15 protein-coding genes and 2 pseudogenes are annotated in these 17,071 nt (G+C 65.1%); 1 reads left to right on the plus strand and 16 read right to left on the minus strand.

The window, feature by feature from the left end:
• Positions 1-81: 81 nt before the first annotated feature.
• The 4 genes from ACVW1B_RS16130 to ACVW1B_RS16145 all read right to left on the minus strand — a co-directional run bounded on the left by ACVW1B_RS16130 (position 82) and on the right by ACVW1B_RS16145 (position 2,743).
• Complete coding sequence (locus ACVW1B_RS16130; protein WP_456821783.1) at positions 82-1,029, minus strand: hypothetical protein; 948 nt, start codon at positions 1,027-1,029, stop codon at positions 82-84.
• A gap of 153 nt (positions 1,030-1,182) precedes the next feature.
• On the minus strand, positions 1,183-1,386 hold the full coding sequence (locus ACVW1B_RS16135; RefSeq protein ID WP_018272021.1) for a hypothetical protein: 204 nt from the start codon (positions 1,384-1,386) through the stop codon (positions 1,183-1,185).
• Positions 1,387-1,603: 217 nt separating this feature from the next.
• A complete protein-coding gene (locus ACVW1B_RS16140) occupies positions 1,604-1,972 on the minus strand; it encodes a YidB family protein (protein ID WP_253608329.1) in 369 nt (122 codons plus the stop codon).
• Between the two features lie 117 nt (positions 1,973-2,089).
• The gene (locus ACVW1B_RS16145; RefSeq protein WP_456821784.1) at positions 2,090-2,743 is read right to left on the minus strand and encodes a glutathione S-transferase N-terminal domain-containing protein; all 654 of its coding nucleotides are present in this window, start codon (positions 2,741-2,743) and stop codon (positions 2,090-2,092) included.
• A gap of 119 nt (positions 2,744-2,862) precedes the next feature.
• Here ACVW1B_RS16145 and ACVW1B_RS16150 point away from each other — a divergent pair, with 119 nt between their 5' ends.
• Positions 2,863-3,540, plus strand: coding sequence for a DUF599 domain-containing protein (locus tag ACVW1B_RS16150; protein ID WP_076834541.1), 678 nt, complete (start codon positions 2,863-2,865; stop codon positions 3,538-3,540).
• A 193-nt stretch (positions 3,541-3,733) separates the two neighbouring features.
• Here the strand turns inward: ACVW1B_RS16150 and ACVW1B_RS16155 are convergent, their stop codons facing one another.
• The 12 genes and pseudogenes from ACVW1B_RS16155 to ACVW1B_RS16210 form a co-directional block, all read right to left on the minus strand.
• Complete coding sequence (locus ACVW1B_RS16155; RefSeq protein WP_253608327.1) at positions 3,734-4,642, minus strand: hypothetical protein; 909 nt, start codon at positions 4,640-4,642, stop codon at positions 3,734-3,736.
• A 205-nt stretch (positions 4,643-4,847) separates the two neighbouring features.
• On the minus strand, positions 4,848-5,633 hold the full coding sequence (locus ACVW1B_RS16160; protein ID WP_310880562.1) for an aldo/keto reductase: 786 nt from the start codon (positions 5,631-5,633) through the stop codon (positions 4,848-4,850).
• A 63-nt stretch (positions 5,634-5,696) separates the two neighbouring features.
• Complete coding sequence (locus ACVW1B_RS16165) at positions 5,697-7,028, minus strand: cytochrome-c peroxidase (RefSeq protein ID WP_456821785.1); 1,332 nt, start codon at positions 7,026-7,028, stop codon at positions 5,697-5,699.
• Positions 7,029-7,137: 109 nt separating this feature from the next.
• Positions 7,138-8,784 (minus strand): phospholipase C, encoded by a 1,647-nt coding sequence (locus tag ACVW1B_RS16170; protein ID WP_456823036.1) that lies wholly within the window; start codon positions 8,782-8,784, stop codon positions 7,138-7,140.
• Between the two features lie 474 nt (positions 8,785-9,258).
• On the minus strand, positions 9,259-10,143 hold the full coding sequence (locus ACVW1B_RS16175) for an alpha/beta fold hydrolase (RefSeq protein WP_253608323.1): 885 nt from the start codon (positions 10,141-10,143) through the stop codon (positions 9,259-9,261).
• A gap of 45 nt (positions 10,144-10,188) precedes the next feature.
• Positions 10,189-11,601: a dihydropyrimidinase gene (hydA, locus tag ACVW1B_RS16180; protein ID WP_253608322.1), complete on the minus strand. Its 1,413-nt coding sequence runs from the start codon at positions 11,599-11,601 to the stop codon at positions 10,189-10,191.
• Positions 11,601-12,365, minus strand: coding sequence for an aspartate/glutamate racemase family protein (locus tag ACVW1B_RS16185; RefSeq protein ID WP_253608321.1), 765 nt, complete (start codon positions 12,363-12,365; stop codon positions 11,601-11,603). The genes hydA and ACVW1B_RS16185 overlap by 1 nt, the downstream gene beginning before the upstream one ends.
• Complete coding sequence (locus ACVW1B_RS16190; RefSeq protein ID WP_057020880.1) at positions 12,362-13,120, minus strand: GntR family transcriptional regulator; 759 nt, start codon at positions 13,118-13,120, stop codon at positions 12,362-12,364. The genes ACVW1B_RS16185 and ACVW1B_RS16190 overlap by 4 nt, the downstream gene beginning before the upstream one ends.
• A gap of 63 nt (positions 13,121-13,183) precedes the next feature.
• Positions 13,184-13,960 (minus strand): maleate cis-trans isomerase family protein, encoded by a 777-nt coding sequence (locus ACVW1B_RS16195; protein ID WP_076834556.1) that lies wholly within the window; start codon positions 13,958-13,960, stop codon positions 13,184-13,186.
• A 52-nt stretch (positions 13,961-14,012) separates the two neighbouring features.
• A complete protein-coding gene (locus ACVW1B_RS16200) occupies positions 14,013-15,317 on the minus strand; it encodes an MFS transporter (protein ID WP_028336433.1) in 1,305 nt (434 codons plus the stop codon).
• A gap of 614 nt (positions 15,318-15,931) precedes the next feature.
• Positions 15,932-16,123 (minus strand): annotated as a pseudogene (locus ACVW1B_RS16205) (MFS transporter); the annotation flags it as partial.
• Positions 16,124-16,289: 166 nt separating this feature from the next.
• Positions 16,290-17,066: pseudogene (locus tag ACVW1B_RS16210) on the minus strand (MFS transporter); the annotation flags it as partial.
• Between the last annotated feature and the right edge of the window lie 5 nt (positions 17,067-17,071).

Genomic DNA, 17,071 nt, shown 5'->3' on the forward strand with positions numbered 1-17,071 from the left:
GATATCGGGACTAGAGCGCTTTTCGAGCCAAACGAAGCCGGAACAGCGCAACGACGGCGGCTCAAGCCGCCGTCATCACGCTCATTGCTCGTTCGCAGCCGCCGGTGCGCTGGCGGCGGCAGGAGGCGACGCCGGCGCGGCCGGGGCCGGCGCGATCTGGACCGGGCGCTTCGCCGCCGGCGGACGCTTCGGGGCTGCGACGGGCGGCGCGGCGGCGCGCGCGGCCGGCGCTGGTGCGGCGGCGGCCGGCTTTGCCGGCTCGGGCGTCATGATGCTGACCGGCGGCGTGTTCGCTGAGCTCGGAAACTCCGCATTGGTCGGCTTGCCGGTGGGCAACGACTGCGGCAGCGCCGCGACCAGGCCGGAGGCAGCCGATGCCTGGGCGCCGGCCGGCGCGTTCCACGACCCTGCGTAGCGCGTGATCAGGTTCTCGTAGGTCCGCTCGTTCATGTTGGCGATGATCTGATGGTTGTCGCCGAGCGAGCGGAACGCGGGGCACGCGGTCGGCGTGCAGTGGTCGCGCGCCATCAGCGCATAGGCGACCAGGCCGTAGCGGTCATGCTCGATGGCGCGGCGCAGCGCCTGCAACTCGGTGGTCGAATTGCGCTCGGCGGTCGCGAGGTCGCCCAGCGCGGTCAGGCGCGAGACCTGCGCCGCCGCATAGCTGACCGCCGCCGCGGCCGTATCCGATGAACCGAACAGCACCTTCTCGCAGGCGTTGAGAACGGCGTCTCCGGCGAGGTCGTCGACGCAGGCCAGCGCCGGCACCGTCTGGCTGGCCAGTTGCGCCGTCCGTGTCTCGGCCGGCGCCGCCTGCCCGCCCGGGCCGAAGCCACGGATCGTCGCGGCGACCGCAACCGCGATCGACAGCAGCGTGATCACGGTCAGCGCGCCGTTGGCGACGGATTTTTCCGCACGCAGCAGCGTGACCAGAACGACGATCCCAAAGAACCCCGCAGCGGCCAGCGTCAGCCACATCGGGAAGGTCGGTGAGCGCCAGATCTGATCCAGCGAGGAAGCCCAGTTCATGCGCGATGTCCCTCAACGCAGCGTAAGCACAATCGGCGACGGCGAACGCCGCCACCCCGACGTCCAACCTTCAGCACAATGGTTCTGCGAACAGGGCCTTTTGACGGCGGCGGCGCGGAACCCGCTCCAGCCTCCGGCTTGCGCACAACTCCTTCAGGACAGCGCGAGCTGACTCTCCTTGGCCACCCGTTCGAAAGCTTCGGTCGAGCTCTTGATGCGATATTGGCAATCATCACCGTCGGTCGGCAGCAGACGGATCACTTGATAGGTGCCGCTCGCGGCGGGGCGCGCCACGTTGCTGGCCGTGAAATAGACGGTCTCGCCAATCGAGTACTTATGCTTCAACGCCCTCTCCATTTTCTTAGAGATTGCTGGCTGAGCTGACAGTCCCGATAGCTCAGGCCGGCATTTTGAGAACCCTGCGGCAAGCTAGCACATCGCACCTCCCCAAATCCAGCAAGATTGGGGCATAGCGAAGGTGCGATTTTGCAGGTTTTTCAGGGCGATAGGCAGCAATTTGCGTGCCAGCCGGAAATTGCCCACCGAGCCCGGTTGGAACCCTGATTCCACCGGCTCAAGCGGTCTGCGGCAGCTTGCCGCCCGGGCTCGCGCCGTCGACCGCAGCCGGAAGTTGTTGGGCGAGCACCTTGGACAGCTGGTCCACCGGAATGTTGAACCTGGCGGCGAGCTGCTTGACCGTGTCGCTGCCGAGCACCTGCTGGAGCTGCTCAGCGGTGATCGGCAGGTTCTTACCGGTACCGATCCAGGATTTGACCTGCTCGCCGAGCCCGGCCTGCTCGAGCTTGGCGACGATCGCGGACAAGCCGCCCTGCCCGCCATTGCCCAGGACCTCGCCGAGCACGACGGGGATCACCGCCGCGCCAAGCTGGCCAAGCATGCCTTTCAGCTCCGGCGAATTCTCCAGGGAATCGAGAATGCCCATGGTCTAAGTCCTTTCACGACTTGCAAAACCAGCCTTCCGGGATTCGACGCCTTCGGCCCCGCGGCGTCAAGCCGCGATCTTTGCGACCGCTGTCACAATTCGGAAGCGCAGCAACCGTCAGACATCCTCGAATCGGGCGATCCGCAGCGTCTCGGCAACGCCGTCGCGGGTCCATTCCTGGAACGCCGGAAGCTGCATCATGGCATCGACATAGTGCTGCACTTCGGCCTTCACCGGGATCGCGTAGGTGCGGAAGCGATGCACCACGGGCGCGTACATCGCATCGGCCGCGGAGAATGCGCCGAACAGGAACGGACCCTGCTTGCCGTAGCGCGCATGGCACTCGGCCCAGATCTCCTGGATCCGCGCCACGTTGGCGCGCGCATCATCGGAGAGCGCAACGGCGCGGATCGGCCGGTGCAGGTTCATGCCGCATTCGTTGCGCAGCGGCATGAAGCCGGAATGCATCTCCGCCGAGATCGCGCGGGCATGCGCGCGCGCGGCGCGATCCGCAGGCCAGAGCTTCGCCTCGGGAAATCTCTCGGCGAGATATTCGATGATCGCCAGCGAATCCCACACCGTGACGTCGCCATCGATCAGCGTCGGCACCTTGCCGGCCTTGCTGAAAGATAGGATGCGGTCCTTGTCGACCTGGTCCGTGTAGAGCGGAATGAAGACCTCTTCGAACGGGATGTTGTTGGCGCGCAACGCCAGCCAGGGCCGCATCGACCATGACGAATAGTTCTTGTTGCCGATGACGAGCTTGAGCATGTCCGGGAATCCTGTTGCCTCGGTAGTTTGCCATAGTGCATTGCACGCGTTCAACCTGTACATGACGCGGATGCGGCCCGGCGCGGACAGTCAGCCGCGCGCTCACGAAGGAAGGCAACATGACCGGCTATTGGACCGACATCCTGGCCGTCGGCTTCTTTGCGCTGGAATGGCTGGTCTACGCCATCACGCTGGAGCACACCGCGTATGGACGCGACAGCCTGTCGGCGCGGATGCACGTCTATCGCGAGATCTGGGTGCGGAATCTGCTCAACCGCGACGCACGGATGGTCGACATGCAGATCATGGCGAGCCTGCAGAACGGCACCGCGTTCTTTGCCTCCACCAGCCTGATCGCCATCGGCGGCGGGCTGGCGCTCTTGCGTGCCACCAATGACGCGCTCGCCGTGCTCGGCGCGCTGCCGGTCAACCTCACGCCCTCGCCCGCTTTGTGGGAGGTCAAGTGCATCGGGCTGATCCTGATCTTCATCTACACCTTCTTCAAATTCGCCTGGGCCTATCGCCTGTTCAACTATGTGGCGATCCTGTTCGGCGCGATGCCGCCGGCCGACCAGCGCGATACGCCGGAGGCCGAGGCCCATGTGATCCGCACCACGCGGCTGTTCGAGACGGCGGGCCGGCACTTCAACCGCGGCCAGCGCGCGTTTTTCTTCGCCCTCGGTTATCTCGGCTGGTTCGTCAGCCCCTGGGTGCTGTTCGTCACGACAGCCGCCGTCGTGATCGTGATCTGGCGCCGGCAGTTCGCCTCGAATGCCTGGCAGGCGATGGGAAGCTGACGCGACGGTCGAGGCCGTGCTGCGCTCCCTCTCCCCGTTCTTACGGGGAGAGGGTTGGGGTGAGGGGCTGTTTCCGCATCGACGGAGAGAGACGCGTTCGCGGAGACTCCCCCTCACCCGGATTGCATCTGGCGATGCAATCCGGCCTCTCCCCGCACGCGGGGCGAGGCCGAGTGCGCCGCTCGTCCCTGGTCTACGACGCGAAATCGCGCGGGCTGAAATCGAGGTCGAGCACCTTCCATTCGCCATAGCGATCCCGCGGCAGCATCGCATAGGGCTGGCAGGCCTGCAGCGCATCGGTCGCGCTCTTCAGCAACAGCGGCCCCTTTTCCGAGGCGGTGGCTTCGATCAGCAAGGGTGACGCGGCGAGCTTGCCGTCAGGCTTCATGAACACCCTGAGCTTGATCTTCACGTCGTCGCCCGCGCTCAGCGTCGGCGGGAGCTTCAGGCAGGTCTTCAGGTGACGGCGGAATTCGGCAACCACGCTCGAGCCGACATCGGCCTGCTCGGTGGCGGCCGCGTCGAAATTGTCCTTGCCGGGTCCGGGGCCGGACGGCGCGCTGGCTGGCGGTTTCACGGAGATATCGGGCGGCAGGCCGAGCATGACGTTGTATTTGACCGAAAGATCAGGCTCGGGCTGCGCATAGGCAGGCGGCGACGCTGCCGCCTGTTGCTGCGCCGCTGGCTGGGGCATCGGTGGCGTTTGCTGTGCCGGCGTGGGCGGCGGCTCGGCCGCGGCACGTTGCGGTGCCGGGCTGGGCTTGGGCGCCGGCGGCGTCGCCTGCTTCTCCGGCGGCTGCGGCGCGGCCTGCTGCTTCTGCGGCGCGGGCGCCTGCGCCGATGGTTCGGGCTTGGCCGAATCCACCGGCTTATCGAGCGACGGCAACTGCAACTCGGGCGTCGGCGACGGGCTCGGTGCCGGTTCGGGCTTGGTCTCGACCTCGGACTTGGCGACCTCCTGCGGCGTCACGATCTCGACCGGCACCGTGTCAGCGGCAACGGGATCGAATTGATGGACCTCCGAATAAAGGAAAATCAGCGCGAGCAGCATCAGGTGCACGAACACCGACGCCATCAGATCCGCGTTTGGCCGAAACTTCATCCCACTCGATCACATCAGTGACGTCTCTCCCCGCCGGGCTACAATACCGGCCGGAACCCGCCTGCCTCAATCCCCATTCGGTCCAAAGCCGCAATCGGCCAGCGGGGCATTAGCATGATCCGGATCAGGACCCAGCCATTTTTCCAAAACTTGATGCTTTCCAAGACTTGATGCTCAGGCAAAGACCCATGCATCGCGGGGCTCATCATCGCGCGTCAGCGCTCCCGATCGCCGAGATCTCGCGCATGTCGTCAACCGACAGTTCGAAATCGAAGATGTCGATGTTCTCCTGAAGACGTTCGAGCTTCGAGGTACGCGGGATCGCGGAGACATTCTGCTGCACCAGCCAGCGCAGGCTGACCTGGGCAGCGGTCTTGCGATAGCGGTCGCCGATCCGCGCCAGCGCGCGGTCGCCCTTGACCCGTCCCTTCGCGATCGGGCTGTAGGCAACGAACGCCATGCCGTGGCGTCGACAGGCCTCGATCACATTGGCCTGGTCGAGATAGGGATGGTACTCGACCTGGTCGCACGCCAGCGGCTCGGGACATGCCGCCACCGCCTCCTCGATCAGCGCCACGTTGAAATTCGAGACACCGATATGCCGCGCCAGGCCCGCCTGCCTGACCCGCGCCAGCGCGCCGAGCGTCTCGGCAAGCGGCACCTGTGCATTGGGCCAGTGCAGCAACAACAGATCGACCTCGGTTAGGCGCAGCCGCGCCAGGCTCTCCTTCGCCGACCGTTCGAGATCCTTCGCCATGAAATGCGTGGTCCAGACCTTGGTGGTGACGAACACGTCGTCGCGCTTGATGCCGGAGGCACGCAGCCCCTCGCCGACTTCGCGCTCATTGTCATAGATCTGGGCGGTGTCGATGTGGCGATAGCCGAGCCGCAACGCCTGCTCGACGATGCGGGCGCAGGTCCGCCCGCGCAGCTCCCATGTGCCGAGCCCGATTGCCGGGATCCTGGCACCGTTGCCTTCGACGACATTCATGCGCTCATTATGCGCGCATGACGAGGCCCTGCCAACTCGCAGTTCGGTTCCGCGATGGAACGTTCACCGCTCCGGCTGGTAGCCGTCGGTCAACGTCTTCAGGAAGGCGACAATGTCGGCCTCGTCCTGCGCCGTCATCGCGGGCGTGTCGCCGAGATGGCGCTCGAACGGCGGATCGCTGACGTCGACATTGCCGTGATATTTCTCCGGCAGGTCATCGTACTTGCGCACCGTGCCGTCGGCGCTGCGCGGAAAGACCTTCTCCGGATTGGTATCGCGGAAGTTATAGAAGTCGAGCACCTGCTCGAGGCTCGTGAAGACACCGTTGTGGAAGAACACGCGACGCGTTGCCGTGTTGCGCAAGGTCGGCGTCAGAAACATCCCGCAATATTGCGTCTGCTCGGCAATGTCGGTGCGGTACGGACCGCAGACCCCGAGATCGAAATGATCGGGATCGCGGTTGCCGGCGAGCGCGGCGTTGCGCGGCGCACCGAGCGCCTCATATTGGTGATCGGTGAACAGCGGCGGCAGATCGTCCCGGGTCGGCTGCGACGTATGGCAGCCGCCGCAATTGGCCTTGTCCGGATCATTGAACAATTGCAGGCCGCGCAATTCGCTCTCGTTCAATCGCGCCCTGCCCTCCAGCCAGTAGTCGAACTTGCTGGTGTAGGGATGGAAGCTCGGCTCCTCCACCTGATAGCGCGCGACGGCAAACATCGCCTCCGCGACCAGCAGCCGCGTATTGTCGAAGACACCGGCGCCGAACAGCTCGGCGAAGCGCGGCGCGTAGCTCGCCTGGCGCAGCTTCTGCGCCACGATTTCGATGCTGCCGCCGTCCATCTCGTTGGGATCGAGCAGCGGGAAGATCGCCTGGTCCTGCAGCGTATCGGCGCGGCCGTCCCAGAACAGTCCGCCCTGCGGCACGATGTTGACCGCCGACGCGGCAGTCCCGGTCGCGACCTTCTTGGCGCGCGGAGCCTGCTGGCCGAGCGCGGCCCGTTGCGCGAAGTCGACGACATTGTCGTCTTCGTCCTTTTCCGGCCCGATGCTGAAATTCGGCTGCCGCTCGAGATAGGTCAGGCCCGGCACGGCGCGTGTCCCTTGCCGGGATTGCGCGGGCCCGCCGAGCATCACCGGCCCATCATTGGGTGGCCCGTAGGCGTGGTCCGGACTGTGACAGGACGCGCATGACAATGCGCCCGACGAGGACAGCGACGCGTCGAAAAAAATCTTCTGGCCGAGCTGCGCCATGGCGGACAGCGGAGCAACAGGCGGACGCCTGAGCTGCACCGGGTTCGGATTGGTCCCCGGAAGTCCCTGCGTCTCGACGGCCGCAACGGCGCCGGCCATGCACAGCAGGCCGGCGCCGAGAAGCCACAAGGTGCGGCCATTCATATCAGATCCAGTGTCGTTAAGCGTTTTCGCGCGAACTGGAGACCAGTTCGCGCGAGCAGAACGCGTCAGGGCAGAGCTTCGGTTCTGATTGGATCAGAACCGAAGGGCGTTAGTGGTGATGGTGATCGTCCGGCGCGCTGACGATGACGGTGCCGGCGGTCGGATCGAGAAACAGCGTGTCCTGCCGGTACTCGTGGTCCTGGCCGTGGCCGCGCTCGAAGTCGAACATGTCGGCGATCGATTCGACGTTGTCGTCGAACGAGCCGCCGCCGAGACGCTGGCCGTGCAGCCAGTTGTCCTCGATGAAGCGAACGACGGAGGCCTGCGAGATGCGGGTGTGGCTGACGTAATTCCGCTTGGCGAAGGGCGAGATCACCAGGAACGGGACACGCGTACCGGGACCGCAGCGGCCGTTTACCGGCTGGCCGTTGAGGCCGTTCGGCGGCGTCTGCCTGCCGATACCGCGACCGCACTGGCCGGGACCGTTGACCTGGTCGGCGGTGGGATCATACGAGGCGCTGATCGGTGCAAGGTACTGGTGGTCGTACCAGCCGTCGGAGTCGTCATAGGTGATGATGACGGCGGTCTCGCCCCACTCCTTCTGCTTCTGCAGGAAGTTGATCAGCTCGACATTGCCGGCCTGCTCATCGAGCGGATCGGAGTTGCCAGGATGACCGTCCTGATAGGCCGGCATCTTGATGTAGGAGACGGCCGGGAAGTTGCCGGCCTTCACCGAAGCATAGAAGTCCTCGAGATCGTAGGCATGATTGGCCGGATCGAGCGTCTTGCTGCCGGGCATATAGGAGTGTCCGACCGCATTCACCGAGCTCGGTCGCGCATGGGTCGGGTTCGCGGTCGACTTGTAGTACTGGAACCAGGCGTGGTGCGGGATGTAGTCCACGACGGTGCCGTTGACGTTGCTCGAGAACGTGCTGCGGCCGCAGTTGGTGGTGCCGTTGCTGTTCTTGAGCGTCAGGTCGAAGCCGCCCATGAAGCTGCCCCAGCTGATCTGCTCGGCATTGAGCAGGTCGCCGATGTTCTTGCTGGTCATCAAGACCTGGCTCGTCGTGCTCGAGCAGGCATCGTAGGCAGGGTCGGTATCACCGATGAGCGTCAGGCCGCCCTGGCCGTCGGCGATCGACGATGACGAGCCGACGATGTTCTGCGCGCCGTTGGTCTGGCCGGACACGACCTCGAGCGCGCCGGGCGTCGACGGACCAAAGGTGTCGGTCCAGCTGTTGTCGCTCATCGCGAAGTTCTGGGCGTAATTCCAGAACGCGGTGACGGTGTTGCCGTCGAAATAGCCCATCACCTGCCCGTTGGTGCCGAACGCGCCGACGCCGCCGGCGCTGCCGCGACCGGTGAATTTCGGAAACAGGTCTTCCTTGCCGTTGTCGACCGCCTGCTGCTCGGGCGTATAGGCGTGGTTCTGCGACTTGGTGTTGGCCTGGGTGCGGTCGAGGCGGAACGGATTGGTTGCGCCGGTGCCGTTGGCCGGATTGGTGTTCGGGTTATTGGTCAACAGATTGGCGCTGGCGAGATTGTTGACCTTCGGCGTATGCGGCTTCGCCGTGAACGGAATGGAGCCGGTCGGGTTGGTCGCAACCGGGTAGGTTGCGAAGTAGTGATCGAACGAGCGGTTCTCGTTGAAGATGACGACGAGATGCTTGATCGGCGTTTGGGTGTGGATGTCGTGCGGATGATGATCGTGGCCGTTATTGCCCTTGTTGTCGTCCTGAGCGGCGGCGCTGCACATCACCGCAGCGGCAGCAACCAGACAGACTCCGACCGTCGAAAGAAATTTGGCTTTCACCGTAGTGCCCCTTTTTATTTTTAAGGATTTATGACGTCGACCTGCGACAAGTTATCCACCACCGATGACAGCGCTGTGTCGGTCGAATGAATGCGACGAACGATGATGCGCGCTCATGTCCGCATCGGTTGCAGATATCGGGGGACCAATCTTTGCGCGCATGACAGACGCCCTCCTCTTCCGTCTCACGCGATCGGCTATCTGTGGACGCGGTTTCGGTCACAAGACATGGAATTGAACGGATCGCGTTGGAGATGACTGCAGCAGTCAGCAATCATGCGAACAGGTTGTGCACCGCCGGCTGTCGCGACTTGCTCACGCCCGAAAAAAATCCGCGCCTTCCGGGGATGTGTCCCGAAAAGCGCGGATGCTTGGTCTGGTGGCGGATGAAGGCCGCGATTCAACTCGGCGTGAAGCCTACCCCTTCATTCCCGTGATCGAAGCACTGACCGCGCGCGGATCGCGCTGCGGCCAGCGGCCGCTCTCGACCTGCGCCAGGAATTCGCCGACGATCCGGTTGTATTCGTCGGGCTCCTCGATGTTGATGGCGTGGCCGCAGTTCGGCATCACCGCGAGCGCGGCCGACGGGATGCTCTGCTTCATCAGGATGCCCGGCAGCAGGCAAGGCCAATCCTCGTCGCCGGTGATGATCAGCGTCGGCACCTTGATCCGCTTCATCTCGTCGACCAGCGTGTAGAGCGAAGGGCGCTCCTTCTGTACGCCCTGCTGGGTGTTGGCCGATCCCACCGCCGAATGCTCGGCCAGCATGGCCTTGAACTCGGCATGGCCGCGCGGGTCCTTGTTCTCGTACTGCACGCGGGTCGGCCCGTAGGCGTAGCGCTCGGCGAAGGTCGGAATGCCCTCCTTGCGGATCATGCCCGCGATCACGTCGGCCTCGGCGCGAAACGTCTCGCGCTTATCGAGCTCGGCGCCGTAGCCGCAGCCACCGATGCATAGCGACAGCGCCCGATCAGGGTGACGTAATCCGAAATGCAGCGTCGCAAAGCCGCCCATCGACAGACCAACGATATGCGCCTTCGGCGCGCCGATGTGATCGAGCACGGCCAGGATATCGTCAGCGGCGCGCGCCTGCGAATAGGACGAGACCTGCTCCGGTACATCCGACGGCGGAAAGCCGCGCGCATTGTAGGCGATGGTCCGGAAGCGCTTGCCGAAGTGCCGCATCTGCGGCTCGTAGCTGCGCAGGTCGCCGGCGAACTCGTGAACCAGGATCACCGGATGCCCCGATCCGGTCTCCTCGAAATAGAGCCGCACTCCGTCGTCTGTCACAGCATAGGGCATGTTGATCTCCTGCCTTCTCTCTTTGCTTGTTACGGATTGGTCGCGTTACGGAATGGTCGCGGCCTTCAGCGGCTTGGCGCGCGGCAGATAGGTGCCGTGCTCCTTGCCGCCGATGAGCGTACCGTTATCGACGACGACCTTACCGCGCACCATGGTCAGCACCGGCCAGCCCGTGACCTCGAGCCCCTCATAGGGCGTGTAGTCCGCGCCGTCGTGGATCAACTCGTGGCGAATCGTGACCTTGCGCTTCGGGTCCCACAGCGCGATGTCGGCATCCGAGCCGACCGCGATGGTGCCCTTGCGCGGATAGAGGCCGTAGATCTTGGCGTGGTTGGTGGCGCTGAAGGTGACAAAGCTGTTGAGGTCGATCCGTCCCTTCACCACGCCTTCGGAGAACAGGATCGGCAGCCGCGTCGCCACACCCGGGATTCCGTTCGGCACCCAGCGGAAGCTGGTACGTCCCTTCGGCGCAAGCTTGCCCTGCGGGTCGTCGTAACGGAACGGACAATGGTCCGACGAGAACACCGAAAACACCTTCTGCTGCAGCCCTTCCCAACAGGCCTGCTGGCTGGCGACGTCGCGCGGCGGCGGCGAGCAGACGTATTTTGCGCCTTCCATGTTGAGCTGATCGAGATCCTTTTCGGTCAGCATGAGGTATTGCGGACAGGTCTCGCCCATGACCCGCAAGCCCCTTTGCTGCGCGCGCCGGATTTCGTCCATCGCCTCGCGGTTCGAGACATGCACGATCATGATCGGCACGTCGACGAGCTCGGACAGCGAGATCGCGCGATGGGTGGCCTCGCGCTCGACCGGGATCGGCCGCGAGGTCGCATGGAAGCGCGGCGCGGTGTTACCGGTCCGTTCGAGCCGGTCGGTCAGGAAGCGGATGGCGTCGAAATTCTCCGCATGCACCATCAGCATGGCGCCGGTCTCGCGCGCGACCGACATGGTCTCGAGCAGCTCGCGGTCCGACAGCGCGAGGCCCTCATAGGTCATGAAGACCTTGAGCGAGGTGTAGCCGTCCTCGACCAGGGCCGGCAGCTCCTGGCCCAGCACATGCTCGGTCGGATCGGTGAGGATGAGATGGAAGGCGACGTCGACATGGCACTCGCCTTCGGCCAGCGAATGGTAATGCTTCAGCGCCTCGCGCAGGGTCTGGCCCTTCTCCTGCAGACAGAACGGCAGCACGGTGGTGTTGCCGCCGAAGGCCGCCGATCGCGTGCCGCTGGCAAAACCGTCGGCCATTACGATGCCGTCACCGGACGGCTGGGCGAAGTGGACATGGCTGTCGATGCCGCCGGGCAGCACCAGGCGGTCGGTGGCGTCGATGATCGTGGCTGCATCGCCGAGATCATGGCCGAGCGCCGTGATCTTGCCGCCACGGATACCGACGTCGCAGGCGAAGGTGTCGGCCGCGGTCACCACGGTGCCGCCGCGGATAATGGTGTCGAAGGACATCAGTTTGTTCCCTCCTTCGGTGAGCGGTGTTCGATGATTGCGGCGAGTGGCTCGGCCAGCCCGCGCGTCGGCTTCGGATCGGGACGGCGGAAGGTGCCGGCCACCGCCTTGCGCGGCTTGAGCACGGCGAGCGTCTCCGCCTGCCGCACCGCCGCCGCGACCGGATCGACCACCGGCACCGGAATGCGGTCGCGGACTTTTGCCGCGAGTCCGGCAAGCGGTGCGCCCGACAGAATGACGACGTCGGCGTTGTCCTGATCGACCGCACGGTTGGCGAGCGCGACCAGCAGCTCCTCCTTCTCGGCCTGCACCTGCGAGATCGACTGGAAATGACCGTCAAGCGTGCGAATGCCGGCGCAGCGCGAGCTCAGCCCGTGCATGGCGACGCATTCCTCGTACCAGGGCGCCAGCGCGCCGGCGAAGGTGACGATACCAAACCGGCGGCCGAGCATGCAGGCCGTGAGCATCGCAGCTTCGGCCAATCCCACGACGGGGAAGGCGAACAGCTCACGCGCGCCGAACAGGCCGGGATCGCCGAACGCCGCGATGACAGCGGCATCGACGCCGGGGCCGGCTTCGGCCAGCATCTCCAGCGCGATCGCACCACCGATCTGGGCCTCGGCGCGGGTCGCGATATAAGGCACGCCGCGCGCGGCGGTGAGCGGCACGAGCTCGGTGCCGGCGGATGCCGCCTTGCTGCCGGCGGCATGGAGCAGATCCGTCACATCAGCCGTCGTGTTGGGATTGAGCAGCAGGATCTTCATGGCGCAACGTTCCTCGTCTTGCGGCCGCGCGGCCTTGCCGGTGCCTCCGGTGCCGCGGCGTCGTCCGCCTTGTCGTTCATTGCCTTGGCATCCAGCGTCTCGGCGACGATCTCGCCAGTGCGGCGCACGTGGTGGGCCAGTATCTGTCCGGCCCGGGCCGCATCACGCGCCTTCAGCGCCGACAAAATCTCCTGATGCTCTTGCACCGATTCATCCCAGCGGCCGAGCACCGACAGCGCGAAGAAGCGCGCCCGCTCGGCCCGCGCCAGCAGCGCCTCGTGCGTCGCCTTCAACACGGCATTGCGGGCGAAGCCGACGATCGCCGAATGGATCTGCTGATTAACTTGAAAATAATCGCGCAGCTCGCCGCGGCCGTGATGCCATTCGATCTTGTCCTGCAGCGCCGCGAGCCGTTCGAAGTCGTCCGGCTCCATGCGCAGCGCGGCGAGCTCGGCGGCGCAGCGTTCGATGCCGCTGACGGCCTCGAACAGTTCGGCGAGTTCGGCACGGCGGAACGGCGCCACCACGGCGCTGTGGTTGAGCCGCAGCTCGACCAGGCCCTCGCTCGCCAATTGCTTCAGCGCCTCGCGCAGCGGCGTGCGCGAGACGCCGAGCGCGTCGGACAGGTCCGCCTCCCCCAGCGATTGCCCCGGCGCCAGCTCGCCGCGCACGATCATGGTGCGCAGCCGCGCCGCAGCCTGCTCGTGTAGCCCGACCCGCGGCACACGCAGGCGGCGCCGTTGCAGCGCGGTCATCGCGCGCTTGGGTTCCTTGTTACGTCTGGTCGCCTTGGGTTCAGTCACCGCTTGCCTTCACTGTCATGATTGGAGATCGCGCCCTCCCACGTGGATCGCGGCGGCCGCGCGCAGATCGGGGTTCGAGAACAGGCTGCCCCAGCCCTGCACGCGCGACGGATCGCAGCCGGCCGCGGCAAGGCATGCCCACAGCGTCACCGCAATCGAATCCAGCACCGGGACGCCAAATCCGCGCTCCAGCCGCTCGGCCGCGCCGGCGCCGCGCATGTTGGTACAGAGCACGACGGCGGCATCGCAGCCCTCGCGCACCACCTCCTCGATCAGCCGCGCGACCTCGGCCTCGCTGACCTCGGCAAAGGAGAAATTGTCCTGCAGCGACAGATGCCGCTCGGCAAAACAGTGCAGCCCTTGCGAATTCCAGTTGGCGACGATCCGCTCCTGCACGTCCTTGCGATACGGCGTCACCAGCCCGATGCGGCTGGCGCCGATCCGCCGCAACACGTCGCGATAGGCCAGCACCGTGGTACAGGCCTTGATACCCGTTGCCGCCGTGATCTCTTCGCACAGGCTCTCGTCGCGGTCGAAACCGAGCCAGCTTGCCGAGGTGCCATTCCAGGCGATGACGTCGACCTTGGCATGCGCCAGCAGCTCGGCCGCGCGAAGAATCTCGCTGGCGTCGAACTGGCGCAGCGCCTGCTCCGACAGCGCGATCTCGGTCACCTTGAAGCGCGAGAAATGCGCCGAGACGTCGTCGACGCCCGATAGCATCGCGCAGGTGATCGGCTCGAGCGCGGTATTCGACGACGGCGTCAGCATGCCGAGCCGGACGGGACGTGTCATTGGTGAGCCTCATCAAGCGGGCGAATCCTTGGCGGATTCGGCCGCATCCGTTTTAGACCGGGAGCTTGCGGCTGTAATCGATCAGGGTCGAGCAGATCAACAGCGCAATGCCCGCGGCGGCGAAATACATCAGGGCCAGGAAATAGGAGCCGGTGGCCTGCACGATGAAGCCGACGATCAGCGGCGTCGTGATGCCGGCGATGTTGCCGCCGAGATTCATGCAGCCGCCGAGGAAGCCGGACTTGCCGCGGCCCGCCAGCGCCGACGGAATCGCCCAGTACATGCCGCACCAGCGCAAGAAGAACAGCGTCGTCGACAGCAGCACCACGACCGCAACCGCGTTGGTGACGTAGGCGACGAGGAAGATCGACACCGTCGCCATGATCGCCGCGATGCCGAACAGCGTGCGGAACACGGTGTTGGGCGACCCGCCCCGCTCCCGCCAGTTATCGCCGATCCAGCCGCCGACCAGTTCGCCGACGAAGCCTGCGAAGAAGATGATGAAGGACGCGCCGCCCAGCGCCTTGATGTCGAAGCCGTGCACCTTGAACAGGTAGGTCGGCATCCAGGTCAGCAGCCCGTAGAACGTGGTGTTGAAGAACATCCAGCCGAGGCACATGCACCACACCGAGCGAAACCGGAAATACGCCATCCAGCTTGCGCCCGAAGACGGCGGCGTCGCCGCATCCTCGATCGCGTGCGCCTCCTCGAGATAGCGCGCCTCGGCTTCATTGACCGACGGATGCTCGCGCGGCACGTTGCGGATGTAGTACCAGGCCCACAGCCCGCACAGCATGGTGCCGACGCCGGCGATGACGAAGGCGACGCGCCAGGAGCTGAACGCCGCCATCAACCAGGCGATCACGATCGAGCCGAGCGCCGCACCAAGCGGCGCGCCGCCGTCCAGCAAGGTGGCGCCGCGGCCGCGCTCGGTCTGCGTCATCCAGATCGCGTTGAGCTTGCCGCCGGCCGGATAGATCGGCGCTTCCGACGCGCCGAGCCCGAGCCGGGTCAGCAGCAGCAGCATCCAGCTGGTGGACAGCGCCGCCAGCGCCTGGAAGAAGCCCCAGAACAGCGTCGCGAGCGCGATCACGATACGCGGCTTGAAGCGATCGGCGAGCATGCCGCCCGGCACCTGCATCAGCGCATAGGTCCAGAAGAACGAGCTCAGGATCAGGCCCTGCATCGCCGGATCGATATCGAACTCCTTGGCGATGACCGGCATCGCGACCGAGAGCGAGGCGCGATCGATATAGTTGATCGAGATCAGGAACAGCATCAGCAGGAAAATCTTCCAGCGCACGCCTGAAGGCTTTGCCGTATCTGCCATTGCGATGGTGGACACCTGATCGCTCATTGCTTGCTCCTCCCGACAGATTGTTTTGCCCTGCCGCGCCCCTCGTCCTTGACGGTCGCTGGCCTCTCCTGCCCTGCGTGAAGTCTGCTTCAAGGCGGCAAACGGGAAAAGCACATTTTGTATTCTGCATACAATTTAGTTTATCTTATTGATATAAGTCGATATTTTATCAATCTTGCGCTTCAATTGAGCAGCCGATGATCAGGAATTGGGCGTCAGGTCAGCCGCACGAGGCAGGCGATTGCAGGGAATTGGCCCGGCGTCGCCGCTGCAACAATCGCCCGCCTCGGTGCTCTGCTCACTGCAAAAACGAGCCTAGCCCGCATGAGCGAAGCGACATGCGGGGACAAAACCAGCCCCGGATATCGCTTCGCTCATCCGGGCTACGAAGGCACGGACAGCGGCGCCCCGGGGCCGTTGCCCGGGACGCAGTGAGTGAGCTAGCGACGGATGAAGGCCGCCACCACCGCGCTGGAGGTCGCGCAGACGGCGACCACCAGGAACACCAGCGACGTCTGGTTATGCTTGTCCATGAAGTGGCCGATCATCGGCTCGCCGAGACCTGCGAACAGATAGGCGAAGAAGTTCATCACCCCGGTCGCGGTCCCTGCCCGCTTGTGGCCGACCAGATCCGGGCATAGCGCCCAGAACGAGGATTGCGGGCCGTAGGTGAAGAACCCGCACAGGAACAGCACGGTCATCCCGAGAACGATGTCCGAGGTCGGGATCGCGTACATGCACAGCGAGGTGACCGCGGCGAGCGCCATGTAGAGCACGATGGCGAGGTAGCGGCGCGAGCCGAACACCTTGTCCGAGACCCAGCCATTGCTGAACGCGCATGCCGACCGGCAGCGCGATGCTGATCCAGCGCGGATCGATCACCGAGGCGGCGCCGGCCTTGGCCCAGTTGCCGCCGAGGAAGTGGACGGGCACCCACACCAAGAGGCCGTAACGCGCCGCGTTCTGGAAGCCGATCGCGACGCCGGCGACCAAAAGGCGCCAGTTCGACAGCACCGCCTTGTAGCGCGCCAGCGAGCCCTCATTGGCGCTGACCGCAGTTTCCGCAGAGGTGACATCGTCGGCCTCGTCATGCGGCGAGGCAAAGCCCATGTCCTCGGGCTTCTCGCGCGCGATCAGATAGAACGCGATGCCGCCGAGCAGCAGCAGCACGACCGGGATACGGAAGATCCAGCGCCAGTCGAGCTGGAAGTAGCCGACCACGACCAGCGAGGTGACGAACGACAGCACCGAGGCGAGACCGGCCGCGAATGTATAGAGTCCGTAGACCGTGCCGCGCTCGTGGCGGCCCCACCAGTTCGACAGCAGCCGGCTGCCCGGCGCCCATCCCATCGACTGGAAATAGCCGTTGATGCCCCAGAACGCGGTGAGGCTGACGATCCCGGTCGAGAGGCTGGTGGCCCAGTTCATGATGAAGGAGAGGATCGCGCCGGCGCTCATCACGCGCCGGCCGCCGAACTTGTCGCCGAGATTGCCGTTGATCGCCTGCCCGACCGCGTAGCACCAGAGCAGCGCCGCGCTGGCCCAGCCCAGCGCCTCCTTGGTGACGCCGAACTCGGCCTGGATGCCGGGAATGGCGAAGCCGAAGGTTTGCCGCCCGGTGTAGAAGAACAGATAGCAGAACATCGCCGCGAACAGCATCCGCCACTGCGCGCGGCGGAACGATGTCGCAAGCTCCGGATTCTGGACTCCGACCGAGCCGACGCCCGACGGACTGAACGTGATCGACATTAAGG

The organism is Bradyrhizobium sp. USDA 4502, from assembly GCF_054063355.1.